The sequence below is a fragment of the Mycobacterium sp. genome, from assembly GCF_032162105.1.
Lineage (GTDB): Bacteria > Actinomycetota > Actinomycetes > Mycobacteriales > Mycobacteriaceae > Mycobacterium.
The window spans coordinates 1-5,436 of sequence record NZ_JAVRPS010000384.1; the positions used below are offsets into that span (position 1 = coordinate 1).

A 5,436-nucleotide genomic window follows, 5' to 3' on the forward strand; every position below is an offset into this window, starting at 1 on the left:
TTGTGCACGTCGGGAACGCCGAGCAGGCGGGCCAGCACACGCGACAGCGCCCACCAGCCGATCATGGTCACCATGGTGATGCTGAACACCGACGAGGCGACGATCAGCACCGGCCAGTAGTCGAGCATCGTCGCGAAGTCGCTCTTGAGCCGTTCGGCGACGAGTTCCAGGCCGGGGATGCGGTTGAGTATCGCGGCGACTCCATTGATGTTGGCCGTCATCGAATCGAAGACGAGGTTGCGCAAGCGCGAAAGGACCAGCAGTGCGGCCATGCCGACCAGACCGAACACCCCGCCTGCCACCACCCCCGCGGCGAACGCCGTCGGAGCGCCCCGCCCACGGCGCTTGACGATGCCGGTGAGCCCGCCGATGTAGGCGCAGTCGACGACCGTCATGAATCCGCCCATCCCAGCGATGAGGAACGCGATGACGCCGCCTGCGACGGTCGCGGCGATCAGCACCCGCAAGCGGTACCGGTAGGCGAGCAGACCCATCGGGACGGTGCCGAGGACGGACAGGCCCGCGGCGAACGGAACGACCACGGCGACGATCGCGGTGGCCGCGGACAGGGCGGCCATGACGGCGGCGTGGGCGAGCTCGGCCGGGTGCAACGAACCGGCATGACGAGTTTCGCCCGCGCCGGTCACACCCATCTCACGATTCTGCCAGTCCAATCCCAAGAACCGTTCCTCATGACTGAGCAGTAGTGGGTTCTGCTCGGTTGCGGCCCGAACGGTGTTGGCCGCGGGTGGCGGGGGTTCTCCGGTGGACCAGCACGCATCGTGTGTGTGGCGGTGGGCCGGAACTGCCGTGCCTACCCACGTGGCTGTGTTGGTCATCACGCCTGGCCGGTGGTGTGCCCGTAGCGGTCCTCTGTCCGTTACGGGGTCCTGCCGGCCGTCGCCTGATCGCCATGCCGAGGCCACGTCTGCCGATCGCGGCCGCCGCGGCGTGATGCCGGGTGACCGGTTCGGAAGTCTGTTGTTGTAGGGGTTTCGCCCAGTGCTGGGCACCCCATCTGCTGGTGTAGGCCGCGTCCACCCCGATCACCGCGATCCCCCGACGATGCGCCATCGCAGTCAGCCGGGTGCGGAACCCGGCGGTGGGGATACCGGCCACGGTGCGGCGGAACCGCTTCCCCCGAGCACCGCGACCCATCGTTTCGCGGCCCGTAGCGCGGGCGTCCGCGAAGTCGAGATTCTCCACCACCACCGCCGAGCAGTTCTGTTGGACGCTCAGGTCGAGCAGGGCGGTGATCGCCGCTCGGACCCGCCCATCCCGCCGGGATGCGGGCAGACCCGCCGTCTCGACGGGGATCGAGAAGGGAGCCCCGACAGGGTTCCCGGCGGCGTCGAGCATGCAGCAGGCGAGGTGATCGGCGTTCAGATCAACCCCCAGCACCTGGCCGGTCCGGAGCGCGTCGAGCGATGGCTGCTCGGCGATTACGTCGTGGGCCCAGGAGGCGTCCAGATACCAGCGGTCGCGGGCTGCATCGTAGCTGATGTCGTAGCGCACCGCCCGGCGCCCCGCGACCCGCTCGGACCACTCCTGGCCGCGGTGTGCGAACCGCACCGGTGCCGCGATCTGCAGATGCGACCCGAACTCGGCGGTCAGCGCAGTCGGCACCTTGATCCGCAACCGGCCGGCCTCATCGACCCGGATGGTTTCATTGCCGCCGGCCTTGCCGGTCTCCCCGTCAGCGGTCAGGAACATCCGGGCCGCATCCCAGCGGGCCCGCCACTGGTCGACCGAAAGCTGAGCCTTGTTGAGGTGATGGCGGTTGTGCCACAGGCGTTTCCCCCCTACCGTGATCGACGGACGGCCCGCGGTCAACGCCGCGTCGGCGGCGGCCAGTCGGGACCGCAACACCGCCAGCCGGCGGGTCTTGGCGAATCGTTCGTTCGCTGATCGGTAACCGTGACGCCGACGACCCCGGTCACCACGATCCCCGGCACCCGCCGGTGCCGATTCCCCGGGGCGCAGTGCGCACCGCGCCTCCAACACCTCCACGGCCCGCCGCAGATCGCCGACATGAGCGCCCAAAGAACGCATCCCGAGCTGGTACTGGTCCTCCACCCCGCGGGTGATCGCCCCCGCCCAGCGCGACGACGACACTGTGGTGACCGCCTGCTTACGCTCTGCCCGTCACCTCGCGCGAGCGGCCCGATCCAGCGCGCCCAGGCGCACCCGCCCAGCCAGCTCGACCCGATACACCCCACCCAGGAACGACCCGACCGCGCTCACCGCCGCAATCTCCGCCTCCGTCAGGTGAATCCGGGTCCGGATCCGCACCCCCGACGGCGGCCCGGCCACCACCGGCGCACTGACCCGACCTAGTGGAGCACGCTCACCCATGCACCACATCCTGACCGCCACCACCGACATACCTGCCGCACCACGAAGCACCACTCACTTCCGTGCGGTATCAATCACTACCGCTCACCATCTGACGACCAGCTGCAAACCCTCTCAGCAGCCTGTGAGCATGGACACTGCTTGCCGTCTTGGTCTACATAGGATTTCTATGTAAACATGGTTACATGACTACACCCCCGGCGACCGACACAGCGCTGGCGGCGGATCTGCTGTCCGTGGTGGCCAGAATCAACCGGCTGGCCACCCAGCGGGTGCGGATGAAACTGCCCTACGCGCAAGCCCGCCTGCTGTCGATGATCGAGGACCAGGACGCCGCACGAATCTCCGACCTGGCCGCACTCGATCACTGCTCGCAACCGACCATGACCACCCAGGTCCGGCGCCTCGAGCTCGCCGGCCTCGTCTCGCGGACCACCGATCCAGCCGACGCCAGGGCCGTCCTGATCAGCATCACCCCGAAGGGCGTGGCCGTGCTCGCCGGTGTCCGCGCCGACCGAGGTGCGGTGATCGATCCGTATCTGGAACGCCTCGGCGACGCCGACCGTCAGGCCCTCGCCGACGCGGTACGGGTCATGCGCAGTCTTCTCGACGACGCGCAGCGGCATCACTGATCCCCACCATCGACGACAACTAGAGGAGAAACCGCCCCATGTGGCGCCAACCCAAGGCCGTCTGGGCGGTCGCGTTCGCATCGGTCATCGCCTTCATGGGCATCGGTCTGGTCGACCCGATCCTCAAACCGATCGCCGACAACCTCGACGCGTCCCCGTCCCAGGTGTCCCTGCTGTTCACCAGCTACATGGCCGTGATGGGTGTGGCGATGTTGATCACGGGCGTCGTCGCCAGCCGCATCGGGCCGAAACGGACCCTTCTCATCGGCCTGGTGATCATCATCGCCGGCGCGGGACTCGCAGGCATGTCCGACACGGTGATGGGCATCGTCGGATGGCGCGCGCTGTGGGGTCTGGGGAACGCGCTGTTCATCGCGACCGCGTTGGCCACCATCGTCAACTCCGCCCGCGGTTCTGTGGCCCAGGCCATCATCCTGTACGAGGCCGCGCTGGGACTCGGGATCGCCGTCGGTCCTCTGGTCGGCGGAGTTCTCGGCTCGATCTCGTGGCGAGGACCGTTCTTCGGTGTCTCGGCCCTGATGGCCATTGCCCTGGTGGTCACCGTCTTCCTGTTGCCCCCGACGCCGCCAGCCGCACGCGCCACCGGCCTCGCCGAACCACTTCGCGCGCTCAAGCACCGCGGGCTGCTCGGGGTCGGAATCACTGCGCTGCTGTACAACTTTGGCTTCTTCACCCTGCTGGCGTTTACGCCGTTCCCGTTGGACATGAGCGCTCATCAGATCGGACTCATCTTCTTCGGCTGGGGCCTGGCGCTGGCCTTCACGTCGGTGGTGGCCGCGCCGCGCCTGCAGCACCGGTTCGGCACCGTGCGGGTGCTGATCCTCAACCTGCTCGCGTTCTCCCTGCTTCTCGCCGTGATGGCAATCGGCACCGACAGCAAGGCGCTGCTGGCCACGTGCGTCGTGGTGGCCGGCCTGTTCATCGGCATCAACAACACGCTCATCACCGAGACCGTGATGAAGGCGGCCCCCGTGGAACGCGGGGTGGCGTCGGCGGCCTACAGCTTCCTGCGATTCGGCGGCGGCGCCGTCGCCCCGTGGCTGGCCGGCGTGCTTGGCGAGACGTTCAACGCGCACCTGCCGTTCTGGGTCGGCGCCGCAGCCGTGCTGCTTGGCGCGGGCGTCCTGGTCGCCACGCGGCGGCACCTGACTCACATCGACGACGCGGAGGACGAACTCACCGACGAGGCCACCGCACTCACCGTCGGCAGCGACAGCTGACCTGCTAGTTGATGGCGGTACCGATCAGGGTGCCGACAACGTAGGTGGCGCCGATCGCGACCGCACCGAACGCCAACTGCCGCAAGGCTCCCAGCCACAACGACTTTCGGGTGAAGCGCGCGGCCACCCCGCCCGCGATGAGCAGGCCAGCCCCACCGGACGCCAAGCCCAGCCACAGCGACTCGTGGCCGAGCAGGTACGGGATGAGCGGGACGACGGCGCCGATGGCGAACATCAGGAATGACGAACCGGCCGCGACCCACGGCGACGGCTTGTCGCTGGGATCGACGCCCAGCTCCTGAACCAGATGGAAGTTCAGCGCACGGGTCTCGTCGCGGTGGATCTCGTCGGTGGCCTTGGTGGCGGTGTCCTCGGTCAGCCCCATGTTCATCAGCATCATCACCAACTCGGCCCGCTCCTCGTCTGGATACCGGCGGAACGAGCGGCGCTCGACGCGAACCTCGGAATCGAGTTGTTCGTTGGCCGTCGTGACCGAGGTGTACTCCCCCAGCGCCATCGAGAACGCGCCGGCCAGTAGCCCGGCGACGCCTGCCAGGATGATGGCTTGCGTGCTCGCGCTGGCCGCCACACCGGCGATCAGTGCGGTGTTGCTCACCAATCCATCCATCGCGCCGAAGGTCGCGGCGCGCAGCCAGCCACCCGTCACGTCGGCGTGCCGGTGGTCGATTTGGTGGGGCAGCCCCTGCTTTGGACTGTCCGGCTCGGTCATGGTCACGATTGAACGCCTGCCCGAATTCGCACGGTCACTCAGGATGCCCTGGGTTTGCCACATCACAGTTTCAGCAGTCCCGTGGCGGGATACCGTCAAGTCATGACCACCACCGCGGAGCATCTGTGCAAGACGCTGGACGGCCGTTGGCACGACGCCAAGGAGCGGTCGCGACAGCAGATGTCGAACGAAGTCTTCCGGCCGCACTACACCCCCAACACGGTGATCGCGCGGACCAAAGCCCTGGAACAGCTGAAGATCATCGCCGCCGCCGGTGCCGCCGACGACGGCTTCCGCAAGGAGCACGGCGGCAACGGCAACGTCGGCGCCGCGGTCACGATGATCGAGATGCTGGCGATGTCCGACCTGTCGCTGATGGTCAAGGCGGGCGTGCAGTGGGGACTGTTCGGCGGGGCCATCGAGAACCTCGGCACCGAACGCCACCACGAGGCCTACGTGCAGCGGATCATCGACCTCG

At 67.9% G+C, this 5,436-nt stretch carries 7 protein-coding genes; 3 read left to right on the forward strand and 4 right to left on the reverse strand.

From position 1 onward, the window contains the following. The 3 genes from QOC69_RS19475 to QOC69_RS19485 all read right to left on the reverse strand — a co-directional run. Positions 1-653, reverse strand: a 653-nt coding sequence (locus tag QOC69_RS19475; RefSeq protein ID WP_526442560.1) for a YybS family protein, incomplete at its 3' end; no start/stop codon positions are given. Positions 654-690: 37 nt separating this feature from the next. Beyond that, positions 691-2,115: a nuclease/transposase family protein gene (locus tag QOC69_RS19480; RefSeq protein WP_526442562.1), complete on the reverse strand. Its 1,425-nt coding sequence runs from the start codon at positions 2,113-2,115 to the stop codon at positions 691-693. Positions 2,116-2,145: 30 nt separating this feature from the next. After that, on the reverse strand, positions 2,146-2,355 hold the full coding sequence (locus QOC69_RS19485; protein ID WP_526442564.1) for a hypothetical protein: 210 nt from the start codon (positions 2,353-2,355) through the stop codon (positions 2,146-2,148). A 185-nt stretch (positions 2,356-2,540) separates the two neighbouring features. On the opposite strand from QOC69_RS19485, the gene QOC69_RS19490 reads away from it, so the two are divergent. Both QOC69_RS19490 and QOC69_RS19495 read left to right on the forward strand, forming a co-directional pair. Beyond that, complete coding sequence (locus QOC69_RS19490) at positions 2,541-2,987, forward strand: MarR family winged helix-turn-helix transcriptional regulator (RefSeq protein ID WP_526442566.1); 447 nt, start codon at positions 2,541-2,543, stop codon at positions 2,985-2,987. A gap of 38 nt (positions 2,988-3,025) precedes the next feature. Continuing rightward, entirely contained in the window at positions 3,026-4,228 is a 1,203-nt protein-coding gene (locus tag QOC69_RS19495; RefSeq protein WP_526442568.1) for an MFS transporter, read from the forward strand. A 4-nt stretch (positions 4,229-4,232) separates the two neighbouring features. Here the strand turns inward: QOC69_RS19495 and QOC69_RS19500 are convergent, their stop codons facing one another. Then, positions 4,233-4,958: a VIT1/CCC1 transporter family protein gene (locus tag QOC69_RS19500; protein ID WP_526442570.1), complete on the reverse strand. Its 726-nt coding sequence runs from the start codon at positions 4,956-4,958 to the stop codon at positions 4,233-4,235. Positions 4,959-5,060: 102 nt separating this feature from the next. Between QOC69_RS19500 and QOC69_RS19505 the strand changes: the two genes are divergently transcribed. Further along, a partial coding sequence (locus tag QOC69_RS19505) for an acyl-CoA dehydrogenase family protein (protein ID WP_526442572.1) occupies positions 5,061-5,436 on the forward strand: 376 nt, incomplete at its 3' end.